Consider the following 25609-nt stretch of genomic DNA (forward strand, 5'->3'; position numbering starts at 1 on the left):
CGAGGGATACGAGTAACAAAAGTGTTGATTTCTCGTCTAATGGCTTGAGTAGGTTAAAAACTTCTAAAGAATAGAAGTGGAACAACCTTAAAAAAATACCTTTGCAAAAAAATTGGCATGCCACGCTTTTTTATAGTTCTTTCCATTTTTTACATTTTTTCGGTCTTTTATGGATTCCAGGCCTTTCGAACCTTGTTCAAAAACCCTTGGGCACAATGGGGGTACGGTATTCTGTTTTTAGGAGCTTGGATTTATTTCATAATTAAACTCAATTCATATCAACCCGGCTCGGCCATGAGCCCATCTACCGCAATTGCCGGAGGGATTTTTATGTCGTTCTTTGCTTTGGGATTGGTTCTCGGGTCATTTATGATTTTGGAAGATATCGTTCGTTTATTTGTTGGGGGATATCGAAAAATAACCGGAGTCACTGAAAACCAAACTTACCTTCCTTCAAGAAGAGCATTTGTAAGCACCTTGGCTCTAGGTTTGGGAGCCCTCCCTTTTGGAGCTTTGCTCTATGGCATGTACAAAGGGAAGTACAATTATAAAGTTTTGAAATATGCCTTGGAGTTTGATGACTTACCCGATGAATTTGATGGGTATCAGATAACCCAGATTTCTGATGTGCACAGCGGTAGTTTTGATGATTATGATAAAGTGGCCTACGGGGTTGATTTAATCAATCGACAAAAGAGCGATGTCATTCTCTTTACAGGTGACATGGTCAATAACAAGGCCGAAGAGATGAAGCCCTGGGCAGAACTTTTTGAGACGCTTGATGCAAAAGATGGCAAGTATTCCATTTTAGGTAATCATGATTATGGGGATTACGCTTCCTGGCCCTCTCCGGAAGCAAAGGCCCAAAACCTGCAGGATTTGAAAGACCTTCAGAAGGATATGGGCTTTGACCTACTGTTAAATGAACACCGATACCTGGAAAAAGATGGAAAGAAAATCGCTTTGGTTGGTGTTGAGAACTGGGGCGCCGGTGGATTCAAAAAAGCAGGAGACCTTAAAAAAGCGGTTGAAGGAATAGAGGGCAACGACTTCAAGATTTTGATGAGTCATGATCCATCGCATTGGGAACAGCAGGTTGTTCATGATGACTATCACTACCATCTTACTTTAAGTGGGCATACCCACGGTATGCAGTTTGGAATTGAAATCCCAGGTTGGGTCAAGTGGAGCCCTGTAAAGTGGCGTTACAAATATTGGGCTGGGATTTATGAAGAACTCGGACAGTTTATCAATGTGAATAGGGGTTTCGGATTTATTGGGTATCCCGGTAGGTTTGGAATTTGGCCCGAGATTTCGGTCATCACTCTTAAAAAGAAATCTTTAACTTGAATTTAACGTAGCTGAAACCCTTGTATAGCTTGCGTTCGAGTTAATTTTAACAAATTTTCTTACTTTTGAGATACAAACCCAATGTACGCCTATGTCCAAATTTGGTGAACTTATCGATTTAAACATTCCAGTACTGCTTGACTTCTATGCAGAATGGAATGAGCCTTCTACCTCCATGCATCCAGTTCTTAGAGATGTTGCCGCCGCTTTGGGAGACAAAGGAAAGGTGATTAAAATTGATGTTGACAAGAATAAAGAACTTTCGCAGGCACTTCGTATCAAAGGACTACCAACCCTAATGATTTATAAAAAGGGTGAAATGGTATGGAGACAAAGTGGAGAGCAGGATGCCAACACCCTTATTGGCATTCTAAATGAATACACCTAAAAGCAAAGACCTGCAGTCGTTGGCAGGCCTTTTAATCTGTATTTCTTAGTTACTAACGACTTTGTAAGAATCTCAAAATTTCCTTTGGGTCGAGTCTTTGTGTATAATCCTCCGGAACAAAATCGTAAATCACGTTTTTGTTTTTGTCAATTACGTAAGTTGCTGGCATAGGAAGCTCATAATCGTTGTTCCCGTTATGCTCATCAACATGTAGTCCAAAAGAATGATAAACTTCCCTCAGATTTTCAGGCATTTGAAAAGCCAAGTTCAACTGTTTTGCATATTGATTGTCAATATCGCTCAGTATTTTGAATTGCAACTCATTTTTTTCAGAAGTGGTCAATGAATTGTCTGGAGTTTCCGGGGATATGGCCACCAAGTTTGCCCCATGGTTTTTGAAGTCTTCAGAAAATTGTTGCAGGGCGCGAAGCTCCATATTACAATAGGGGCACCAGCCACCTCGATAAAAAGATATGATCAAATAGTCATCTTGGAGCATCTCACCCAAAGTAACCTCCTTTTGGTTCTCATCGGGGAGTATAAAGTCAGGAAGTATGTCACCGGTTTGTATGGCCTTCTTTGAAATCTCTGCATCCAATAATTCCTTGGTACTTCGTTTCATGACTTCATATTTATCCTGAGGGATTACTCTGGCTGAGTTCTCCCGTTTTTGTGTAAGTTCTTCTGTAAGCGTCATCACTAAATTTCATTTTCTTATAGCGATGTAGTCGAACAAAAGAGCTTAAGCTTTCCTTTGGAAAGAATAATTAGTTGGTAAATTGGACTACTGCACTGAGTCCGGAACCGTATCCATTGCATTTATACTGTCCAATGGAACGGAATCCAACATATCAGGGTCCGGAGCCGGTTCTTCAAAGAAATCATCTTCCTCGTCCCCTACAAACTGAGAAAACTTATCAATAAAAGTGTTGAAGGTAATGGTTTCTTTTTCAGCATAGTCCCTGTCATCGTTTTCAATCAGAATGTCAATATTACGTCGGTAGGCTTGCATATCCGAAAGGATATCATCAATTTTTTCATATTGTTCGTCCAATGGGGCAGCAGCATAATAATCCAACCGTTCTTGATACACTTTTCTAAGTTTTTCATACAGTTCCCTGGCTTTTTCCGTCTCTCCTACTTTGAAATATCCATCCACGAAAGGTTCAATAAAAGCATAAAAACCAAAGTACTCAAAAGGCAGATTGGTCATGGCAATATTGATTACATCCTTAGCTTTATCAATTTTGTTTTCGGCAATCAAGGTTTCCGTTAGTCGTGCTAGATTACTCCTAAAAGAAAGCCCTTGGGAACGCGTTTGGGGGTCATGGTAAATCTCGGTACTTCCCGAATTGCCCCAGTCCCAATTTTTTACAATGTCATACATCAAATCACTGTCTATCCGACCCATTTCAAAGCTGTTACGATTTTCGGTACGAATAGGAACAAGTTTATATACTAAGCCGTCCAATTGTAGATAATCCTTCATCCAAATGTATTCCGCCTTGTCAAAACTACCTCCCGAGAAATAGATGGGTCTTTTCCAATCGTTGTTGGCGATTAGGTCCAGCATCAAAATCCTATTCTTGGGAAGTGCACTTTGTGGAAGGTCAATGTCTATAAAATCCACAATCAAATCCGCATCTTTTTCTTTAACCAAACCACTTTCCAAGACATTTTGTTTGTTGACTGGGATTCTGATTTTGTTGGTAGGATAGTAGACAATATCCAAAGTACCTTCAGAATACTGGCTCAAGTCCGCTCCCTGTTTTTCAAAAAGATACTTTAGTTTGGTTTGGGGCTTATCGCTACCTACCCAATTGATAAAATCCTTGATGCTCCATCGGTTATCAGTGATAGGTTGATGATATATGGCATCTCGGGCTCCATAATGGTATTTATCATGGGTCAGTTGGGAAGGTATCGGTTGACTTTCGTAGGCCATACGCTTCATTTGATCAATGTACCAATCCGTGGCGAAAAGACTTGTGTTCACGATTCGAACATCTGTGCGGTAACCTTCAATTTCCTGGGCATACCATAAAGGGAAGGTGTCATTATCTCCAATAGTGAACAATATAGCACCTGCATCTTCCTGACAAGAATCCAAATATGCTTTTGCAGCAGATTGTGCCGTATATCTTCCGGAACGGTCATGGTCATCCCAATTTTGAAAGCCCATAAGTAGAGGAACTGCGAGTAAGCATATAGTGGTAATAGCGGGTGCAGCTATTTTTGCTGAAAGCAGTTTTCTGAATTCATCGAACAACCCATACACACCCAAACCAATCCAAATACAAAATATAAAGAAAGAACCTACCAAAGAATAATCCCGTTCTCTCGGTTGAAAAATGTAGGGGTTGGTATAAAACTGTATCGCCAAACCGGTAAACATAAAAAAGACGAACAAGACCCAAAACTGCTTAGGGTCTCTAGAAATTTGAAATACAATCCCGATGATACCCAGAATGAGCGGGAGGAAGAAATACGTGTTTCTGGCCTTGTTGTTTTTCCAGTCGCTTGGTAAATTCTTTTGACTACCTAAACGCAGGCTATCTACAAAACCAATACCGCTTAACCAATTCCCGTTACCATCGTAGCGGCCTTGCACGTCGTTTTGGCGTCCCACAAAGTTCCACATAAAATAGCGCATGTACATATAGCCAAACTGGAACTCGAAAAGATATTGAATGTTCTGCCAAAGTGATGGGGGCTCTACTTCTATATATTCACTGAAGTCCCGCAAAAAGCGAATGTATTGGTCGGTATCCAGTTCACCTTGTGCATGGGCTGCCTTAAACTGGGCCACCGCTTCACGTAGTTCATTGTTTGAAATATAATCAGATTTTATCCGAAAGTCCAACGTTCCAAAATACCGCATATAGTTCTCGGCGTGTTGATCACTCCATAATCTTGGCAAAAGTCCCACATGCTTTGCATTTGGTCCTTGAAGGGCATTTTTATAATTATTGACAATCACATATTTACCCAGTTTTTCATCTTTTTCATATTTGGGCCTATCATCAATATCATCTCCTGCTGGAGCAAAGGTGTCAGAGTAATATGCCCCATAGAAAGGACTTTCCACACCGGGATATTGTTCCCTATTGTAATAGGCCAAAAGTGAACGTGCATCAGAAGGGTCGTTCTCGTTTACAACCGTCTTGGCGTTTGCTCGAATGGGGAGCATCAACCACGAAGAGAATCCCAATATCAAAAACATGAGACAAAGTACAATGGTGTTGCCTGAGTAGAATTGATTTTTTCTGGTATACCGCAACCCAAAGTAAAAGGCAGCTATAAAAAGAATACCCATAATTATAGTACCTGAATTGAAGGGTAATCCAATAGTATTGATAAAGAAAACCTCACTCCATCCAAATAGTTTGAGCACATAGGTCAAGGAGAATTTATACACCAATATTAATAGGGTAACCACTACAATATTGGCCAAAAGAAAATTCTTGACGGTTGTGGTCTTGTACTTTTTAAAGTAATAAAGCAAGCCTATGGAAGGAATCGCTAAAAACCCCATAAACTGTATCCCAAAGGTAAACCCAACCAAAAAGCAGATGAGCAAAAGCCATCTATTGCCCCTTTTATCTTCAAGGCTGTCTGTCCATTTTAAGCCCAACCATAGTAATAAGGCCATAATAAAACTAGCCATAGCATAGACTTCGGTTTCCACAGCGTTGAACCAAAAACTGTCAGAAAATGTGAAGGTAAGTGCGCCAACCAAGCCACTTCCCAAAACAGCGATAGCTTTGCTATTGGATAACGGTTTCTTTTTGACTACCATTTTTCGTGTTAGGTTGGTAATAATCCAAAATGTAAAAAGTACTGCAAAAGCACTCGAAACTATTGAAACCGAGTTTACCATTAAAGCCACTTTAGAAGTGTCTCCAAAAGCAAACATCGCAAAAAATGCACCTATCATTTGCAATAAGGGAGCTCCAGGTGGGTGGCCCACTTGTAGTTTGGCCGAAGTGCTTATGTATTCCCCTGCATCCCAAAAACTTCCAGTAGGTTCAACGGTAAGCGCATAAACCATAAAGGCTATTACGAAGGAGACCCAGCCTAGAAGGGTGTTCCATTTTCTAAAGTCTTTTGCAAACATATAGTTGGTGATTACCAAGTTGGGGCGAATTTAGTAAATCTCACAGAGACCCATACCTCTTTTTGGAAAAGCTTTAACAGGTGTTGTGACGAGAATTATCGGTGAATCTTATCAAAATATTTGCCCAACAAAAAGTTTGTCTTAAATTTGCACGCTCAAAAGTGGTACTGGCCTATGGTGTAATTGGCAACACTACTGATTTTGGTTCAGTCATTCTAGGTTCGAGTCCTAGTAGGCCAACAACGAAGCTCTGCAGATTAATCATTTTCAAATGGTTGTGTCGTAGGGCTTTTTTTAACGTCTACATGCCACTTGAAAAGATTTAGAATTTAACGTATTGAAAGCATTGGTCACTATTTAGTTTGGCCCCCTGCTCCCGCTAGTTCGTAACTAGTGGTTACAGTAAGAGTAAGAATAGAAACCACATCAGTTTTGTTGTGGTTTTTTTAGTGACCACCAGTTTTAAACTAGCCTTAGCAAGGGGGCGGTCAGGTTCTTTGCCGAGTAATTGTGCGAATGATAGAGGATTTGAATAAAAACACCTCTTGTTTTCTAATGATTTCTATTTTTGATTTTCCCCGAATCTATTAACACTAAAGATGAAATTATGAAGAAAGTGATTTTAGTATTTGGGGTTTTCGGTGTTCTGTCTTCGTCGCTCAAGGCCCAAGAAGGAGGTTATTTTTCAATGGAATGGGGTTTACTACAAGTAGATGGCACCCTTTCTGAAAACTCTAATCAAGGTTTGTTTACGTATACCAAATTTACGGGTGACCATTTTGGTTTTCAAGGAGGTGTTGGTATGGCGGGTTTTGACAACAGAGACTTTGTTAATTTTGAAGCTTCTGCGTTGTATGCCCTAGCCAATAAGAGAATTTGGACTTTTGCAGGACTTGGTGCCAATGACATTGCACTGACACCAGTTCCTTTGGCCGGTATTCGAATTAATGCCCTGCGAACCCAAAATTTGAATGTATATACAGGGTATCGCCATCTATTTCGGCAAACCTCCGAGGGATATTTTAGTTTGGGAGTTATGGTTTCTTTGCCAGCTAAGACCAGATCCTCTGCTGTTGCCAGTCTGTAAGTGGTGTTTTCAGCAAGAGTAAGCATACAAACCACGGCAAAAGTGTCGTGGTTTTTTTGTCATTTTTAGTTACCATCAGTTGTAAACTGTAGGTAGCGAGGCAAAGCTCTCTTGTTAATTTTTTCGAACCTTAGATTGAAAGATATACCCATCATTCAACAGAAATTAATCTTTCTTAATTTAACTGTGATTAGAGAGGTTGGATGTTGGATAAAAGAGGGTCAAAATGGAGGACGGTCAACAAACTATAAATTATGAAAATTTCCCAAACCCGATTAAGATACTTTGTAAAAATCTGATTTAAAGAGTATTACAAAACAATAAATCTTTTATAAAAGTTCATATTATCCTGATAGGCCAACAGTACAATGATAAACTCCCTTAAGTAAGGGAGTTTTTGCTTTTTATAGGTTAAAAGGGCACTAGTATCTTGATAAAAGAAAATTTAGACAAACAAAACATCCTTAAGAATCCGGCCAACCTTTTCAATCCCCAAACTTGGGCTCTGTGATTTCCTTTTTGAGTTTTTAATGGCATTCGGAAAGTAGCTTACCAACCTTTCTTGTGGTGCTCATTTTTTTCTGAAATATATCTTATTCCATTGCGATTTCAATCACTCGAACTTAGTAAAAGCACGGGTTTAAATTACCTATGGTACTGATGCATATCATTTCGAAATTTGGCTTTCAAGGATACTTTTGACCATCAAAAAACGTGAAAATCATGAGAACACTAACACTACTTTTTTCCTTGTTTGTTTTGGGCATTACGTATGGTCAATTCAATGAACAGCAAGCAAAGGAAACTACCATTGGTTTTGAATTAGATGCCCTGCCCTATGTTACTGGTGGATACTACGGCTCTATATGGGTTGGTCACAACCATTTTAGATATCGGGTTGTCATTGCAAACCTTGAAACACCCGATTTTTTTGTTGAGGATGGTTTTACCAACAACGAGATACAAGCATACGCTGCTATCGTAGACTACTTTTTCAAACCTGAATTTAAAGGTTGGTGGGTTGGCACGGGTTTGGAATATTGGGACAATGAAATACAAACTGATGCAGAATTGGAAACTGCTGAATACAACAATACAGTGTTCACGCTGGGAGGTGGTTATGTATGGAAGTTCCATAAGAACTTTTATTTGAATCCTTGGGTGGCTGGACATTTTAGGATTGTTGGTGATAAAGATGTACTTGTTGATGATAGCCTTTTTGAGACACCGGCATTCACTCCTGAAATATCATTGAAACTTGGGTGGCATTTTTAAAAATGACCCTGATGAAAATACGAATACTGATAACCGCCGCCGTCATCATACCAAGTTAACTGATATTAAATTCCAATGTTTCTGAATATGAACACAAGAGCATTTAGATTACTATCAATTTGTCTGATTTTATTAACAATTCAATGTTGTACTATGGTTAAGGTTTCTAAAAGCGAAAAAAGAAGTGGCAGTCCTCATTCAATCATCCTAAGGGAAAATGCCAAGCTCACTACTTGGGGCGCCATTAAGGTGAACAACTCGCATTTTTTTCCTTCAAGCTTTCAACTAAAGGCAGGAAATCAAATAGTTTATATCGACCCTGTGGAAGTTGAAACTTCCGAAAAAGCAGATTTCATACTTATCACCCACTCGCATCCGGACCATTTTTCACTGAAGGACATCAATAGCCTTCTAAAACCAGAAACAAAAATAATTTGTTCTAAAGGGGTGGCTAAAAAGCTAAAAACAATCAAAAATGAGATTCATGTTGTTAGACCTCATGATACTTTAGTGTTCAACGGACTGCGAATAGATACCATGGCCGCATATAATACAAAATCAGTATTCCTTTGGATAAAGGCCCATCCAAAATCCAAGGAAAATGTAGGATTCATAATAACCCTTGAGAATGATTTAAAGATATATCACGCCGGCGATACTGACTCTATTCCAGAAATGGAAAAAATTGGAAACATCAATTTTGCATTGGTGCCCATTGGTGGGGATAATTTGACGATGAATGTGGAAGAGGCGGCGGAAATTGTCAATAGGATAAAACCAAAAATCGCGATACCGATGCATTATGAATTGAACGACAGCAATGATCTGAAGAAATTCGGTGAATTGGTTGAGGATGGAATAGCAGTTAAATCATTTAGATAAGCAGCAATTTCAAAAATCCCACTTTGGTGTCTTTTTTAGACTCTAGAGTACTTGTAAGGGAGAAGTTGTATTGTGGGGAACTAGATAAAATTCATCTTTTCAAGAACTTTTAAAAAGTTCAGTTCGCTATACTCCAAATTTTGGATTTCAGTTTCTAAAAAACAATATAGATTTTATGAGCTTTTTATAGATGATTTTTATGAACCATCAGTGCAAGAAAACGCTCTATATCATAGATTGCACTATGTGCTGATGGGGAGATTTTTGGCAAGATTAAATCAAATGCGTGATCGGTCTGTGACAACATGTGCAAAACTGCTGGTACCTTTTTCTCAATCAATTCGAAATATAACTCCAGAGTGGCTTTTGGTGAAGTAATAATATCATGTTCTCCCTGTATCAACATCGTATCAGGGCAGTCTTTGTGCACATATGAAATTGGTGAAAACTGAGCATATGCCTCCGATTTTTTCATGGGAGACCCATCTAACATGGGTTCGAGCATACCAGGTTCAACATCCTTGTCAAAACCCAATCGACGAATTTGTTTTCCGACCATCTTTTGAACCCAAAGTGGTATCTCTGCCGTTTTCTCCATTTCTTTTTTTTGCGATTTCTTCTTGTGGACCATGTCTTGACCACAATGATAATAAGTGGCAACCAAATCTGTAGGGCCGTAAAGAGAAATGACACCGCTCACGCTTAAATCTAGTCCCTTTAAATCTGATGGCGAAAAAACATCATTTCCACTAGTATAAGCAGCCAATAGTGCTAGGTGTCCCCCGGCTGAAGCACCTCCTAGAACTATACGGTTGGGGTCTATACCATAAATATCGGCATGGTTTTTCATCCAGTTAACAGCGTGTTTGACATCATGTACCATTCCCATAAAATTCGTTTCGGGAAAGAGCAGGTAGGCCACGTCCATTATAACATGGCCCTGGGCCGTTAAATGTCTGAACAGTTTACGGGTGCCACCATCTTTGTCCCAAACAGCCCATGCACTGCCGTGCAAATAGATAAATGCCAATCCGGAAGGTTCTATATGGCTGGGCGGCTGCCAAATATCACATAGAAGTTTCCGCTCGGAATTTGGCAAAGTATAAAATGATATATCCGCTTCGAAATTGGCTTCAGGTGATTTTGGGAGCCATAGCACATATCTTTTAGGAAGAAAAAATGATTTTCTATTCTTTGGGATTTTGGTTACATATTCCCTACCAAATGTATTTTCAAAACCTGTTGAAGGTGATTGGGTTATTTTGGTGATGTGTACAAGAAAGAGTAAGGCACCGCTTCCTCCGATTGCAATTAAGAGACCGGAAGGAAACACTATTCCGAGAACAGCAATCAACAATCCTGTCAAAAAAAGAAACGGTGATAACGCGGAGGCAAATATCTTGATGGCCCAAAGGATCATAGATGTTGGTTGCCGCAAGCGATAAAATATAAGGAAAGCCATCAGGAGATTCCCCAACCCCACAAAAATCAATATATTTTCCAAGTTCAATTGGATGGAATTTAGGACTTTGAGAAATAATTAGTATTTGGTTCAAAAGTAGTTGTCAACGAGATTCGCATCAATGATGTTAATCAATTCGGTTAATTATGCGCTCACTGAACTCATTTAAGTCATTTTTGAAAAATGTCACAGATTCCCGTATTGATTTCAAATGGTTTAAGAATTTAAATCGTACTATGAATCTTGAAGAGCCCAAACTTTATCAAAACGCCCAAACATTTATCTTAACTTAGTTGCATACACCGAGGATGTGTAGATTATATCGTCTATGCAAAACAGTTGTAGGCAGTATAGATTTATCCAAAAAAATATGAGAAAAAATACCTTCATTCTTCCTCTTTTCCTAGCGCTGTTAATTAGCTGCCAAGCCGATTTGAAAGAAAGAACCAAGAAAGACCAAAGTAAAACTGAAAGCTTCATTTCCAACGACTATCAGGATTTGGTTTCTCTATTCAAAGAATGGAGAACATTTGAAAAACCACCTTTCCTTGATGGTGCTCCGGACTATACATTAGAAACTTTTGAAAAACGCTGGCCACGGTTTATCGACTTGCAGAAAAGCCTAAAAAAAATAGACACTACGAATTGGCCTGTCGAAAACAAAGTAGACTGGATGATTGTTTGGGCCGAGATGAACGGTTACGATTTTAATCACCGCATCTTAAAACCATGGACGCGCGATCCTGCATTCTACAAGTCAGTTTGGACCTATAGAAGTGATGTGCCAGCTCATGAAGGCCCCACGCACCATGGAACAACGGAACTATGGACATATGAATTTCCCCTGTCCATGGAGGAAAGGGAACGGCTTATAGCAGACCTAAAAGTTATTGCCCCACTCAATGCCCAAGCAAAGAAAAATCTAACTGGAAATGCCAGAGACTTATGGGTAGCCGGAATCAGGGATATTCAAACTCAAGCTAAAGATCTGGAGGAACTGAAAATGGAAAAATCCCTTCAGGATGATGACGAGTTATTGGAGCTTATTGATGAAACAATCTTATCCACTATGGACCTGGCTTCCTGGTTGGATACCGAATCCAAATCAAAAACAGGTCCTTCAGGGATAGGCAAAGAAAATTATACGTGGTATATGCAGTATGTACACCTTGTCCCTTTGACCTGGGAGGACGAAGTAATGATTCTGAAACGTGAACTAGCTCGTGCCTGGTCTTCCTTGAAATTGGAAGAACACAGAAATAGGAACCTACCTGAGTTGGTTGATGCCAACTCTCCGGAAGCCTATGATAAAATGGCCGATGCAGCCGCCAAAAGCCTAATGTACTTTTTAGACGAGCAGGACATCGTTACCGTGAAACCCTATTTTGACCCTGCCTTACGAGAGCATTTAGGAGTGTATATTCCAAGGGAGGAGCGTAATTTTTTCAGGATTGGCCAACATTACGACCCCAGACCTTTGTTCTCACATTTTTACCATTGGTTTGAATTGGCCCGGATGGACATTGAGCCTCACAAAAGTGAAATCAGAAGGGGTCCTTTATTGTACAACATTTTCGATTCAAGAAATGAGGGTATGGCAACAGCCGTTGAGGAAATGTTTATGCAGGCTGGTTTGTACGATGAGAGTCCAAGGACTAAAGAAATTATATACATAATGATAGCACAACGTGCCGCAAGAGGTTTGGGTTCACTATATGCCCATGCCAATGAAATGACAATGGAAGAAGCCGGAGGGATTCACAGTGAATATACTCCTCGTGGATGGATGAAAACGGAAAAAGATTTGCTCATTTTTGAGCAACATTTGTATTTACGTCAACCGGGATACGGCACGAGTTATATTACGGGTAAATATTTGTTGGAGAACACTATGGCAGAATATGCAAGAATACAAGAGTCTCAAAACAAACCATTTGTTTTGAAAGACTTTTTTGACATGCTAAATGGTATTGGAAACATCCCAATATCATTAGGACAATGGCAAATGACTGGCTTAAACGATCACATGAAAACCATAAATGATTGAAAAGTTAAAAGTTCACCAAAAAGGAGGATTAATGATGTGTATTGGTAATATCGGGAGGCAACATTCCCTTTAAGACTGTAATAAGAGTTCAAATAAATGATTTCATGAATAAAGCTACTATATTCAACTTGCTGTTAACACTGATTATGCTATTCGGTAGTACATCCCTAAAAGACTCTAGGTTCTATTCAAACGGTAAGTATTAAAGCCTTCTCCAAAGGGATTTAGTCTCGGTTTTACCTTAATATAGTTTGAATTTTTTTGAAATTGATTCCTTGTCAAGTAATAGTTCGGAAGGTGTTTTCCCGGAAATGGCTTTAATCTCCTTAATAAAGTGAGATTGATCATAATATCCAACCTGATGAGCAACCGCTGCAAGATTATCTTTGGCTTCAGGTTTTTCAAGCAGTTCAATGGTATGATTGAATCGCATTAATTGAATTAGTCGTTTTGCTCCCATTCCTATATGATTCCTAAATAAGGTATTCAAGTGTCTTTCACTGCAACCTAGCCAAGAAGCGACCTCTTTAACACTTATATTTTCATATTTGGTCTCAATCATCTTTTTATAAATTAAAGAGAGATCTTTCTTGATGGGATTTATATTTAATTGATGAATGATATGGTCCCCGATAATCTGAACTATATCAATTTCGGATTTATCGGAAATATCAATATTGTATAATTCATGAACTTTTTTGGTTTTACTTTTTATCTGGTCAAGCCCGCCTTTAAAAATCAATCCTAAATGAACAGGATAGATTGCGGCACCTATAACCAACATTTCTTTTCGCTCAAACTCAAGCAGGGAGGTTAAATAGGTACAGTAAAATCCATTTTCAATTTTAACTGTATCATTGGATTCAGGGTAGGTGGCTTTAAAACTTTCTGAGGTTCTCATATGAAAGATGTAGCCCAAACCGCTTGGCAACATATAGTCTTTTGGAATCCCTTCATTTCCACACTTTAATACCCAAAAGCATTTAATATATTTTTTGAGGTGGTCATCTACCGGTAGTTCATAATATTCCATTTAACAAAGAAAGTAAAGTAGGATTAAATTTTGATTTGACAACAAAAATATGTGTCGACAGGCATGTTCTATGGTAGGCATTACCATATATCCAATGTTCCGATTTTTACAATACTGGTATTTGAATTAATTGCAGTTTTACAGTAGTAATTTGCTGTTGTCAAAATCTAAACAATGAGCGTTTGAGTTGCGAGTGCATTAATCTTGAACCTTATCCCAGAATTTCAAAAAATCACACCTACATAACGGGGGACCAACTGGGTAGAATAGAATATTAGTTGCTATTATGGGAAGCTAAAGTGTCCCTATACAGACTACACTTTAGAGCACTTTTGAAGGCTGTTTCGTTAAAAAGTAAAGTTAATTCTTATAAAGCCATATTTAATTTAAAATCAGAAAGTTATGATAAATAAATCCTTGATTGTTTCATTATGGTTCTCTTTTTTGTTCCTTACATTTAGCTACTCACAAAAGAGTGAGGAATATGATGATTTGGAAATAGCTCTGGCGAATCCTGAAAAAGTGTACCGTTTATATTTTGAGGAAGAAATCAATCAAATGCCAGACTCCTTTTTGAAATTGGTGAATTTGGATAGTCTGGTTTTCGCAACAGATACTTTTGAATCCTTTCCGGAGATAATTTTTGAATTACCCAAATTGAAGTATTTGGAAGCTGAAGAAGACATGGGTATTGACTTGATTCCTGGGTCTATTGGTAAAGCAATCTTATTGGAAAAGTTGTCTTGGATAGACAATCAAGTGAAATCTATTCCTTTTGAACTTGCTAAATTGACGAAGCTCAAGGAATTGTTACTATCGGCTAATGAAATAGTTGAGATCCCCGAATTTTTTGGAGAACTCACTCAGCTTGAAATAGTTCAACTGGAAGAAAACCAAATTCAAATTTTACCGGAATCGTTCGGGAAACTCACTAAACTCAAGGAACTAGATTTAAGTGATAATCAAATTCAAACCTTACCAGAATCATTTGGCAAACTCAAAGAATTAAAAGAACTGTATTTAACAGGAAATCAGGTCCAAATTTTACCAGAATCGTTTACTGAACTGATTAATCTAGAGGAGTTGTATCTCTATAACAACCAAATCAGTGTTTTTCCGGATGTCATCACCAAACTTTCCCAACTGAAAACTCTTCATTTAAGAGGCAACCAAATCGAAACCTTACCAAGAAACATTAGAGAGCTACAAAACTTGGAAAGACTGTACCTAGAGGATAATAAGATCACCGTTTTTCCAGATTTTGTTCTTGAGCTACCCAAACTACAAAAAGTTCATATTGGCAATAGTTTTTCAAAAGAAGAAAAGGAACGGGTCAAAAATTTGGACACCAAAAACATTATCAAGTTTTATTAATAAAAAAGGGGTTTGAGGTCAGTTATCCTGAATACCCTTCAGATATTATAAAAAGAAAAAGCTGGGAGTTTGATTATAGGATTCCGAAGATTTTTCATTTGTAGATATTAAACTGGGAAACTATTTCGACCCGAATTGTTCTATTTGAGCAATAAAAAGATTTGGCTCATCAACAAACACAAGGTGATGGCTATTTTCGAAAACCATATACTTTTTCTCACCTTTATAAAGGTCAAACGTTTTTTCCACCGTTTTCGGTGGGACCGTTGCATCATTTCTGCCCGCAATGAAGAAAATAGGAGTTTTTATTTGATTTATTTCTTCATCGATTTTCACTTCATTCAACGAATCAAACATTACCTTAGCAACCTCCATAGCCATCAATTGCCATTCCTGTTTCAACTCTTTTATACCTGAATCACTCAATATTTTTGGAATTGAGATGTTCTTGGCAATTCCGCCAAATGCTTGGCTTGCCCATTTGCTTTTTACCAATACCTTATCAAAGGTATCCACAGGAGGTTTGGCATACGCTTCCAATTCCTTAATGGCCTGTTCATTTTGTTGTTCTTTCGCCCATTCCATTGTATATGAATAGCTTTCCCGACTATTTTCGCTAAAATTGAAGGGTGATGCTACGGCAATAAAACGTTCAATTTTGGATTCATCTCGTAATAGGTACAAGGTGCCTAGAAGTCCTCCCCAAGAATGCCCCATCAGAATTACCTTGTTCCTATCCATTTTATCAACCAGAAAATTGATAACGTTATCAACATCATCAATATGATTTTCTAAGGTTTGTGTGCTAATGTTCACGGGCTTTGATTTGACCATCCCTCTTTGATGAAAATAAGCCATAACAAAATTCTTCTCAAGCTCCTTTCCGACATAGGTCTGAAAAGGGAACAGGCCGAAAACCACATCACCAGGTCCTCCATGCAGGAACAACATTATCGGCTTTGTCCGATCCTCTCCTTTAACCTCGACATAAAGTTGTGCACCATTGCTTTCAATAAAAAAAGTTTCATTTATCGATTCTTTCTTTCCAACCTCTTTGAACTCTGAAAGGCCACTTGTATTTCCTTGCACACTTTCACATCCTAAAAAGATAAATGCAAGGATAAAAATTATCGATACGTTGGCTCCAAAACAACTACGAAAATTAGAGACTATGTTTTTTTTCATAATGCTGAGTATTCTTATTAACAATGAAGATTAGAAACGGTTTTAGCTGTTCAATTGGCTAACAACTTAGAAATTTCAAATTTTCACCACAATTAGGTATTTGTAAAGTAACTACATATCACCTTCAATACATTTATTTTCATATTCTATTTCTTCTATCGGACTTTAAACTAAAACTTGTATACCCTAAAACCACCAACTAAACATATTATTCACTTTCTGTTATTACTAAAATTTATTCAATATACTTACAAACGAAATAACAATTCTAAAGGTAGAAGCCTACAGTTATATCTTAAAAGGCAGCAACCCAAATAATGTAATGCTGCCTATTAACAAATATCCTATCCGTATCAATGGGTGCCCAACTTAATTTTGTTGTTAAATACAATGTTTTTACCTGAAACCAATACCAAACGGTAGTATTGTTTTTCAGATCCGTCAAAATCCAAAATGATTCCAGGTGTCAAACCATTACCAAGCTTGATGTTTTTCACAACGTTTCTTTGTTCATCGTATATCTTGACTACTACTTTAGAACGTTCCGCGTTAAAAAGTGAAACCTTTACTTTGTTCTCTTCTGTTCGTACTCTGACATCTTCTTTGCTGTCACTTGCCAATATTGTGCTATTGATGCTACTCATAACGATAAGAATTCCAAGGGCGATAATTAATTTAAATGTTTTCATACTCTTTTACTTTTAAGATTTTACCCAAATCTATGTTGGAAGTGCTGCTTATAAACGTAAAAGATGCCATAACCCCTTTGTACTGATACGTAGGAATAAAAACAATGCGAAAATCCTAAGAATACAATGGCGGCGAAAAGAATACTGTTGTATTGAATTGATTTTGTGCTGTTTACGATAACCTTTTTATAATGGTTTAGGCCTGTAGGGTAATTTCATATTAAGAAAGACCGCATTTGTCATGCTTAATATAGCTTTCATCCAAACTCATAATGTTTTAAATGAAATAAGGTAATTATAATTGCTATGTAGGACAGCGGACGGCGTAAACCTAGTAATTAATGCCCAAAAAAAGGATGACTTATGATGTCTTTTTTTCATCTTTAATCAATATAAGTGAACTTTATATCCATATAAATAAGTTGTTTTGCTCTTAGGTAAAAGCATGAAAATAATCAAATACTCTGAGCTGGATAAAGAAACAAAAAGTCAGCTCAATCGCTTTATAGATGAGGAATTTGGACATATCCCTATTGTAATGCAAACTGAATGGGCAACACCTGATTGGACAGTTATCCTCTATCAAAACAATGAAATCGCTACTTTTTACAACATTATTGATAGAAAGATCATAATAAATGACATCGAAGTAAAAATAGCTGGGGTTAATAATGTAATAACTCCAAAAAAGTATAGGGGAAATGGATATGCTTCAAAAGCATTGAGAGAAACTAAAGACTTTGTTTTTAACGAACTAAATTCAAAATTTGGCGTGCTTCTATGTGCGGAGGCTTTAATCCCGTTTTACGAGCAATTGGACTGGTATAAAGTCAATTGTCCAGTATATTTTGAACAATCAGACGGAAAGAAGTTATGGAAAGCCAATACAATGTTGCTAACCAAAAAAAACAAGCTGAACCCTAAAAAAATAGATCTAAACGGGTTGCCATGGTAATAGAGGAGAAACATGCTGGTCCAATTAAAAAGGTACCACAATCAAATACTACTTCCCCTATACTTTTTTGTTAATGGTTTTCAGGTATATTTCCGTTCAAGGATCCTTTGGTCTTTGATGTGTGCTTCGGAATGAATAATTTCGGAAAAAAGGACATGCTAAGAATTCCGGTCTTTTTGGTTTCTTTACTTTTTACTGTCTCTGTAGTGGGACAAACATTTAGTGCACAACAGCTTGATAGTCTTGAGAGTTTACTTCCTGTCCTTAAAACAACCAAAAAAGTGGATTTACTCTGCATGCTTACCAAAGGCTATGACGGTATTGATTCGTCCAAGACTTTTGGGTATGGTTATCAGGCCTTGAAGCTTAGCCGCAAACTCGGTTATGATTTGGGTATAGCGCATGCCAATTTTGTGATTGGCAGGGCCCATATGTACGATAGACCCGAAGTAGCGTTGAAGTTTCTACAAAAGGGAGATTCCTTGGCCAACTTATTGATGCAGAAAGATTCTTCAGTCAAACTAAAAAAGATATGGACTTCAGGAAAGTATAATCTTGGTATAACGCATGGGTTCCTAGGAGAGCATGAAAAGGAACTGGAAATCACCTACGAGGTTCTTCCTATGGTCAAGGAAATTGAGGATAGCTTTCAACTGGCGAACATTTATACCAACCTTGGGATAAAAAACATCAACTTAGGAGACTATTCCGAGGCAAAGAACAGTCTTTTACTAGGGCGAGAAATATACCGAAAGCTTAATGACCCAAAGGAACTCACATTTAATTTAATACAACTAGCCTCAGTGTATAAAAGCCTAGACTCCCTTGAATTGGCACAAAGGTTTTTCAAGGAGGCGAAGTCCCATTTGGAAGGTTACCCAAACAAATTTGATGCTTTTCATTTTCATCTTGAAAAAAGTCAGTTTGACTTGGAACAGCGTAGGTTCGAATTGGCGCTATCCGAACTCGAGCAAAGTATGGCTTTGATTCCAAACGATACACTCTCCTTGCAGTACAGTTTAATCGTGCAACGTATGGCCAAAATTCATAGTGCAATGTATGACCATAACAAGGCCAAGGAATACATAAATTTGTACATTCGGAATTCCTCGTTGCGCAATGACGGAATTGGAATCTTTAAAGGCTATTACCAAAAATCCAAGTATGAGGCGGCGGCCAAAGACTACAATGGGGCGTACAAAGACCTTTTAAGAGCTCTGGATATCTATGACAGTGTAGAGACAGAAAATACCGTGCGAAAAATTAATGACCTGGAACTTCAGTATAAGTCTGCGGAGAATGAAAGAGCTCTGCTTGAACTGAAGAGCGAAAAAGATAGAGCAGACCTTGCCCTGGAAAGGCAACGTGCCAACGGATACCTATTGGCGCTGATTATTGGAGTCTTGGTATTCACTGCCTTAATGGCCTATTTGTTTTATAGGAACAAACTTCGGAAAGTTCGTCGTATGGAACGAATACGAGAAAGCGAACTGGAGCGCTTAAAGCAAGAACAGCAGAACAAGATATTTTCAGCCATGATAGAAGGTCAAGAGAAGGAGCGTAAGCGCTTGGCCATTGACCTCCATGATGGTCTTGGGGGTAGGTTGTCCGGTATCAGCCTTAACCTTTCCAAGCTTGACAAAGACCAACCCGCCAAGTATCCTAAGGAACGTTTAAAAAAGGTTGTTGACGACCTGGATGCATCCTTACAAGAACTTAGGACCATTGCCCGTAATCTAATGCCCGAGACTCTAGTTAAGTTTGGATTAAAAGCAGCATTAAATGACTATTGTAGCAATATGACAGGTGGCGGGACCACAGTTATGCTTCAATATTATGGTGAAGAAGAGGGGATACCTCTTTCACACCAGGTAACTATCTTTAGAATCATTCAGGAACTCATAAACAATGCTGTAAAGCATGCAGGGGCATCCGAGGTACTCATCCAATACATTCGTGATAGCAAACAGGTTCATATTACAGTTGAGGATAACGGGATAGGAATTCCGGACGAAGTGTTGGCTGAAAATGAAGGCAAGGGCATGGGGCTTGGTAATCTTAGGACACGGGTGGCTTATCTAAAAGGAAAACTTGATTTCCATAGTGATGAAACCGAAGGTACAACGGTGAACATTCATTTTGAATTGGATGCAGCATAAACCAATCGAAATATTGATTGTGGATGACCATCCGATGGTCATCGAAGGTCTAAAGGCCTTATTGGACGATGAGGAAGGCATACTGGTAAAAGAATGTTTTACGGATGGAAAGAGCACACTTACCTATTTGGACTACAATGTGGCAGATGTGATACTGTTGGACGTCAATCTACCTGATATAAACGGTGTGGACATGGTACAACCGATTCTGGACCGACGGAAAGATATTAAAATTCTTGTCTTGAGCACCTATAACGAAGGTAGTATCATCACAAAGGTGATTAATAATGGCGTCAAGGGGTATCTACTGAAAAACGTAGGAGCGGACGAGCTAACCACTGCAATTTACCGAGTATTTAAAGGAGGGGTATACTATGCCGAATCCGTACAGATAATACTAGAGGAATCCGCGGCCCAGAAAACTGTGCAGCTGCCCAAGCTCACACGCAGGGAAAAACATGTGCTCAATCTCATTGCACAAGGAAAACGAACCAATGATATTGCCGAGGAACTTTTTATTAGTCCACTTACCGTTGAAACGCATCGTAGAAATCTGATGCAAAAATTGAAGGTCTCCAATGCGGCTGCTATGGTCAGGTTTGCCATGGAGAACCATTTAATTTAACTCCTTGCGAAGTACTTATTAAAGCGGATTGGGATGCATGGCTGTACCTAATTGTTTTCTAGTATTTCAGGTGAAATTTGGTGGTTTTCAGGTATTTTTTGGACGTCTCAATATGAATACTTTAGGGTTTTACAAATAGCCGGTCTCGATGATACGGGGCCACAACCCTAAAACACTTTAAAATGAGAAAAACACTTCTTTTGTCGGTTCTTTTGATTGGTACATTTTTCTATTCGAAGGCTCAGGTCTACACGGGAGCTGTGGGACTAGGACTTGATCTTGGTGATGGTTTTACCTTTGTAGGCCCCAGTGGAAAGTACTTCTTTGCAGAGAATCATGCAGGCCAATTCGACCTAGGTTTTGAGGATGGTGCAACAGCTTTGACATTTCTCTATTCTTACCACAGCGAGTTTGATGGCGCTGATGGCCTGCAATGGCTTGCAGGAATCGGGCCGACTATAGTCTTGGTGGAAGATGCGGATACCCAATTTGCTCTGAGGCCCCATGCTGGACTTGATTTTAAAATCCCTGAAGTGCCACTCGCTTTCTCTGCAAGTTGGAGACCAGTGATTCTTTTGAGCGAGGTAGGTGAGGGCGATAGACTGGAGGCCGGTTCTTTTGCTTTAGGCTTTCGGTATGCCTTCGATTAAGTAGTTGTGATTTGTGTTCGTCTTAGTAGTTAGTTTGTTTACAGGGGTCTGTATCAATAAAAGATAGTCGGCCCCTTTTTTATTTTGGTAATAAAAGCACAAAACAATACGTCTAAAACTCTTTTTTTAAAACCTTGAGGAATTCACTATTGAGATTTTCGGTCCCGGGTTGGGTCGTATTCCTCAATGGTATAATTCTCATGAAAGCCTAAGTCGATGGCATAAATCTTATTGTTCACCACTACAGAGAGAAATGCGGACCTTGCCTTTAGCATTGACCCTACAGTTTTCCAACTGTCTTGGGAAATGACATATTCCTCCACACTGCGCTTCTCCGGGCCAAAGTTATCACCTCCCATAACGTAAAGTCGTCCATTAACCACCTGTGACTCTGCACTGGCTCTTCCATCACCAGTGAAAAAAGTTTCGGTCCATGAGCCACCTTCCCCAATAGGAACAGAATAGTCATATATCCTTACCCTAGTTTCAAAAGTACTTGTACCCGACCGAAAAGAACCAGAAAAATATACCTTATTGTCGAAAGCACTTACCGTTGAACGACTAAGATGGGGAAATGGACTGGTGTTCCCCTGTGACCAAACATTGGTCGTTGTGTTTAAAACCCATACTTCTCCATTTCTGGTAGTTCGAATGGGGAAGAACAAAATGTTATCATCAATATTTGCCATATAGCATTGAATTCCAGCGACATTAAAGTTCAGTTCAGGTCCAGATTCCCAAGAACCATTCAGGGGATCATATATTAGGATGGCATTGGCTTCAGGTCCTGTAGTTCGTACAATATAGATTTTATCATCTATCACAAATGCCTCATAGTTAAGATTGAAAATTGAGACCCCATCCCTAATTTGATATGTTAATTCCTCCGGGGTTTGCCCAAATTCTTCCCAAACATCACTTTCCGGGTCATAGGTATACATTTGGCGAGAGTTATTGGAATCGACATCCAAGCCTCCAAAAAAGTAGATTTTACCGTTCCAAGGGGCCGCAGTGGTCGTTCGAAAAGGTTCCGGCAAGGTGGTTTTTTCCACCCAAGGGGGTAATGAAGGAACAAAACCATCATCAGCTGAAAAGGAGGTAGCAGCTAGTCCTATCTCCAAACGAGAATCAAAGGTGGTAGTAAAACCTCCTCCTTGGTCAAAAACGTTTCTATTTAGATTATAGCCCACTGGACCTATCCCTGCTTTGAAAAAATCATTTACCCGTATTGTGAACGCTTCATCATTGGCACAAATACGCTCTCCGGCAATCACCTCACAGATAGTCTGTCCTTCTTGATACGATGCTGCTATTGCATCGGTCTCAATGAATTCGTTTTCTAATTCGGTACTCAGGGCAGTAATGGTAGCTTCTTCATCAAAACTGGCAAAAAATCCACCACCCTTCCAAATACCGTCTTGGGCGTTGAATATGGTGTCAAGTACTGTTCCATCCATCGATCCTAAAAGCACATTGTCCTGGGATGCCAAATAGGCCCATCTGGGACCTGGATAAGCTTCAAGGTTGTTTCCAGTAATCTCCAAGGCAAAGGCTTCAATTTCCCCAATCATTCTTGACTCCTTCAAAGTAATCCTAAAACTTCCATTATCACTACTTGTAGATATGTCACCCTGGGCACTTGTGACTATTTCTTCAAACCAATAGAATTCCCAAAAATCACCTATGGAAAACTCAAGTTCGAAACCCTCGATTTCAGGATTATCAACAACATCGTTGTCATTTGATGGGTCGTTTTGGCCATCCAATGGTGGATTGTTTGGTACCATTCCGTTTTCACTATCACTGCTACAGGAGAGAAAAATCAAGAAGTTGACAAGACATAAGGTTATCAGGGCTAAACTGGAATATTTCATGGTTTACAGATATTGCTTCAAAACTAATCTCTAGTTTCACCTAGCTTTATCACATATGTTACCGGTAATAACACTAGGGTTACATCCATAAATTAGATCTCGTTCCAGCATTAAATAGGACCATATTGCTTTATGCAAATGATTCTAAAGTTTCATCTATTCCTGTTTACATGTTTCTGAAGTAGTCGCTTTGCTTCTATTTGTACCAAGGGATGTTTCCGATGGCCCCATATTTTGTCGCGGGCAGCTTTCGAACTTTGTTTTAAATCCACAATGGGTTCTGGGTAATCTGACCCAATTGACACTTTATAAAATTTCTGTTCCATCTCGGTCATTTTCCATGGTTCATGGATATGGCTTTCAGGTATGTTGGCCAACTCTGGAACCCATTTTTTAATGAAAATACCTCTTGGGTCATGGTCTTGGGAATTCCTTATGGGATTGTACAATCTAATCGTGTTTATTCCGGTTGTTCCTGCTTGCATCTGAAATTGAGGATAATGGATGCCAGGCTCATAATCCAAAAATTGCTTTGACAAATGATAGACTCCTTCTCGCCAATCTTGATCAAGATTATGGGTAAAAAAGGACACCAACATGGCCCTCATCCTAAAGTTTATCCATCCTGTTTCAATCACCGCCCTCATACAAGCATCAACAAGTGGGTACCCAGTCTTGCCGGTTTTCCAAGATTGGATATAAAATTCATTTCTTTTATGTTCAAGCAACTCGTAACCTTTATTGATACATTGCCTCTCATAACTGCACTCCATTTCAAATTTTTGTATAAAATGGCAGTGCCAGAATAAACGGGTAAGCATTCCAGAAAAGGCCCTTCTATGACTTTTAAATCTAGGATTGACTTTTATAAACTGGTATACTTGTCTGATACTTAAATTGCCCCAAGCAACATAAGGCGATAAACGACTGCAGGTTTTCCTACTTTCGTATGGCTTAGAAATGAACCTGTTATAGTCTTTACCCCTTTCCTCAACAAATGATTTTAAGTATCTCCATGCATTTGGCTCCCCGGCGGGCTGAAATGCTTTTGGATAGCTCCTTAGTTTTAACAGAAGATGGTCGGGCAAATGAAATGGATGTTCCCACTTTTTTAAGTTGGTTACCGAAAAGGTATTTTGGACAATAGGTTGGTGCATTTTTGCGTACCATGCTTTTTCCCAATTGTTCCTATTATCAATCCCTCTTATTATTCCGTCCCGTTGGGCTTCCCTCCAAATAATTTGATTTTGCTCACAAAATTGGATAATTTCTTTATCCCTTTGCCACGAAGTCCATGTTCCGCTTTCCTGATAGCTAAATAAATAATTGATATGATAACTCGATTTGATGTGCTCAAAAGCTGTTCTGGCATCTCCATAAAAAAGAATTATTTCGCGTTCAGAGTTTGATAAACGCTTGTTCATTGATAAAAGTGAATGATATATGAATTGTAGATGTCGAAGACTTGTATCGGGATATTCGATTATTGTTGGCTCGAAAATGTAAATGATTATGTATGGAATTTCAGCTAACTCAGCGTTGTAAAGGGGCTCATGGTCATTTAACCGGAGGTCACGCTTTAACCAAACAATGTTGATGTGTTTTTTTTCCAAGATTTGAATTTCAAGGTCAATCGTCGAACCAACTTATTTCTGCCCTATAATGGTCTATTCCTTCTCCATCTTCCTTGAGCCTGACGACATGGTTGATAAGTTCATAGTCAAAGCTTATCCCTTGGAATTTTTGTTTTACGATACTGAGGTATTCCTTAATGATAAAAATAATGTCGGAAGATACTTCCGTAAATAGATTGATAAGTCTGTTTCTTTGCACATCTGAGGCTGGGTACATTTTAACAACAACCGGGGGTCGCATGTGTCCATTCATCATTCTTTGCCATGCTTCACGATAATGATAGGTAATGGTAACTAGATTACCATTTGGTATAAGACGTTGTTCATATTCCGTTTTCATGTTTTTTATGTAAAGATACAAAGGAATATTATTGTTTAATAATTTTGATATATAGTTAAACAATATTTTTATAGCGACAGCCATTCAATCAAAATTTATAGATTAGAAAAGGATTTTGTATCTTCCATATGCAAGGCTTTTTGCTAACTTTTTTCTTTTTAACCCAAATTGCTATGGATTTTTACAACACTTATTTTATTGGTTTCCTGATTGTTATGTTAATCACTTTTTCAGTTACTGCCCTATTGAGAAAACGCCCGGAGCTAATCGATTCAGTTATTGATTACATCGTGTTTCCTCTTATCGCCATTTTATTTTTTTATGCATGTTTTACTACGGATTGGAATGTTGTGAAAAAAAGACTTTCGAAGGATTTAAGGGAGTATAGGGAAACACAACAAAATATCTTGAAACCTTAACCAACTTGAGGTCGTACCATTCTTGTGTGGATTATCAAGTTCACAAAAAATCTTTATTTAGGTT

General features: G+C 38.6%; 20 protein-coding genes and 1 tRNA gene. 12 read left to right on the plus strand and 9 right to left on the minus strand.

Annotated elements, in window-relative coordinates:
* Positions 1-117: 117 nt before the first annotated feature.
* Both CLV81_RS08320 and CLV81_RS08325 read left to right on the plus strand, forming a co-directional pair.
* Positions 118-1350: a metallophosphoesterase gene (locus tag CLV81_RS08320; protein WP_106144558.1), complete on the plus strand. Its 1233-nt coding sequence runs from the start codon at positions 118-120 to the stop codon at positions 1348-1350.
* A gap of 91 nt (positions 1351-1441) precedes the next feature.
* Positions 1442-1738, plus strand: a complete 297-nt coding sequence (locus tag CLV81_RS08325) for a thioredoxin family protein (protein WP_106144559.1) — start codon at positions 1442-1444, stop codon at positions 1736-1738.
* A 52-nt stretch (positions 1739-1790) separates the two neighbouring features.
* Here CLV81_RS08325 and CLV81_RS08330 read toward each other — a convergent pair whose 3' ends face one another.
* Both CLV81_RS08330 and CLV81_RS08335 read right to left on the minus strand, forming a co-directional pair.
* Entirely contained in the window at positions 1791-2435 is a 645-nt protein-coding gene (locus CLV81_RS08330) for a peroxiredoxin-like family protein (RefSeq protein ID WP_106144560.1), read from the minus strand.
* Positions 2436-2522: 87 nt separating this feature from the next.
* Positions 2523-5855, minus strand: coding sequence for a glycosyltransferase family 117 protein (locus CLV81_RS08335; protein WP_106144561.1), 3333 nt, complete (start codon positions 5853-5855; stop codon positions 2523-2525).
* Between the two features lie 168 nt (positions 5856-6023).
* On the opposite strand from CLV81_RS08335, the gene CLV81_RS08340 reads away from it, so the two are divergent.
* The 4 genes from CLV81_RS08340 (at position 6024) to CLV81_RS08355 (ending at position 9099) form a co-directional block, all read left to right on the plus strand.
* A tRNA-Gln gene (locus CLV81_RS08340) sits at positions 6024-6095 on the plus strand.
* A 367-nt stretch (positions 6096-6462) separates the two neighbouring features.
* The gene (locus tag CLV81_RS08345; protein WP_106144562.1) at positions 6463-6942 is read left to right on the plus strand and encodes a hypothetical protein; all 480 of its coding nucleotides are present in this window, start codon (positions 6463-6465) and stop codon (positions 6940-6942) included.
* A 723-nt stretch (positions 6943-7665) separates the two neighbouring features.
* On the plus strand, positions 7666-8217 hold the full coding sequence (locus CLV81_RS08350; RefSeq protein WP_106144563.1) for a hypothetical protein: 552 nt from the start codon (positions 7666-7668) through the stop codon (positions 8215-8217).
* A gap of 153 nt (positions 8218-8370) precedes the next feature.
* Positions 8371-9099: an MBL fold metallo-hydrolase gene (locus CLV81_RS08355; protein ID WP_158259101.1), complete on the plus strand. Its 729-nt coding sequence runs from the start codon at positions 8371-8373 to the stop codon at positions 9097-9099.
* Positions 9100-9283: 184 nt separating this feature from the next.
* Here the strand turns inward: CLV81_RS08355 and CLV81_RS08360 are convergent, their stop codons facing one another.
* Positions 9284-10519, minus strand: a complete 1236-nt coding sequence (locus CLV81_RS08360) for an alpha/beta hydrolase (RefSeq protein WP_211297993.1) — start codon at positions 10517-10519, stop codon at positions 9284-9286.
* A gap of 412 nt (positions 10520-10931) precedes the next feature.
* On the opposite strand from CLV81_RS08360, the gene CLV81_RS08365 reads away from it, so the two are divergent.
* Positions 10932-12608: a hypothetical protein gene (locus tag CLV81_RS08365; RefSeq protein WP_106144565.1), complete on the plus strand. Its 1677-nt coding sequence runs from the start codon at positions 10932-10934 to the stop codon at positions 12606-12608.
* 241 nt (positions 12609-12849) lie between these two features.
* Here the strand turns inward: CLV81_RS08365 and CLV81_RS08370 are convergent, their stop codons facing one another.
* On the minus strand, positions 12850-13641 hold the full coding sequence (locus CLV81_RS08370) for a helix-turn-helix domain-containing protein (RefSeq protein ID WP_106144566.1): 792 nt from the start codon (positions 13639-13641) through the stop codon (positions 12850-12852).
* A gap of 402 nt (positions 13642-14043) precedes the next feature.
* Here CLV81_RS08370 and CLV81_RS08375 point away from each other — a divergent pair, with 402 nt between their 5' ends.
* Positions 14044-15015, plus strand: coding sequence for a leucine-rich repeat domain-containing protein (locus tag CLV81_RS08375; protein WP_106144567.1), 972 nt, complete (start codon positions 14044-14046; stop codon positions 15013-15015).
* A gap of 120 nt (positions 15016-15135) precedes the next feature.
* On the opposite strand, the gene CLV81_RS08380 is transcribed toward CLV81_RS08375, so the two are convergent.
* Both CLV81_RS08380 and CLV81_RS08385 read right to left on the minus strand, forming a co-directional pair.
* Complete coding sequence (locus CLV81_RS08380; RefSeq protein WP_106144568.1) at positions 15136-16200, minus strand: alpha/beta fold hydrolase; 1065 nt, start codon at positions 16198-16200, stop codon at positions 15136-15138.
* A 353-nt stretch (positions 16201-16553) separates the two neighbouring features.
* The gene (locus tag CLV81_RS08385) at positions 16554-16889 is read right to left on the minus strand and encodes a hypothetical protein (protein ID WP_106144569.1); all 336 of its coding nucleotides are present in this window, start codon (positions 16887-16889) and stop codon (positions 16554-16556) included.
* 445 nt (positions 16890-17334) lie between these two features.
* On the opposite strand from CLV81_RS08385, the gene CLV81_RS08390 reads away from it, so the two are divergent.
* From CLV81_RS08390 to CLV81_RS08405, 4 genes are all read left to right on the plus strand, one after another.
* Positions 17335-17844 (plus strand): GNAT family N-acetyltransferase, encoded by a 510-nt coding sequence (locus tag CLV81_RS08390; RefSeq protein ID WP_106144570.1) that lies wholly within the window; start codon positions 17335-17337, stop codon positions 17842-17844.
* Positions 17845-17999: 155 nt separating this feature from the next.
* Positions 18000-20003, plus strand: coding sequence for a tetratricopeptide repeat-containing sensor histidine kinase (locus CLV81_RS08395; protein WP_158259102.1), 2004 nt, complete (start codon positions 18000-18002; stop codon positions 20001-20003).
* Positions 19993-20628, plus strand: a complete 636-nt coding sequence (locus tag CLV81_RS08400; RefSeq protein WP_106144572.1) for a response regulator — start codon at positions 19993-19995, stop codon at positions 20626-20628. The genes CLV81_RS08395 and CLV81_RS08400 overlap by 11 nt, the downstream gene beginning before the upstream one ends.
* A 182-nt stretch (positions 20629-20810) precedes the next feature.
* Positions 20811-21278, plus strand: a complete 468-nt coding sequence (locus CLV81_RS08405; protein ID WP_106144573.1) for a hypothetical protein — start codon at positions 20811-20813, stop codon at positions 21276-21278.
* 146 nt (positions 21279-21424) lie between these two features.
* Here CLV81_RS08405 and CLV81_RS08410 read toward each other — a convergent pair whose 3' ends face one another.
* The 3 genes from CLV81_RS08410 to CLV81_RS08420 all read right to left on the minus strand — a co-directional run bounded on the left by CLV81_RS08410 (position 21425) and on the right by CLV81_RS08420 (position 25126).
* Positions 21425-23152 carry a Kelch repeat-containing protein gene (locus CLV81_RS08410; protein WP_106144574.1) on the minus strand — a complete coding sequence of 576 codons (1728 nt, stop codon included), beginning with the start codon at positions 23150-23152 and terminating at the stop codon, positions 21425-21427.
* Between the two features lie 152 nt (positions 23153-23304).
* Entirely contained in the window at positions 23305-24765 is a 1461-nt protein-coding gene (locus CLV81_RS08415; protein WP_106144575.1) for a cryptochrome/deoxyribodipyrimidine photo-lyase family protein, read from the minus strand.
* Between the two features lie 16 nt (positions 24766-24781).
* Complete coding sequence (locus CLV81_RS08420) at positions 24782-25126, minus strand: hypothetical protein (RefSeq protein WP_146129864.1); 345 nt, start codon at positions 25124-25126, stop codon at positions 24782-24784.
* Positions 25127-25609 lie beyond the last annotated feature (483 nt).

The organism is Flagellimonas meridianipacifica (assembly GCF_003001695.1).
GTDB lineage: Bacteria > Bacteroidota > Bacteroidia > Flavobacteriales > Flavobacteriaceae > Flagellimonas > Flagellimonas meridianipacifica.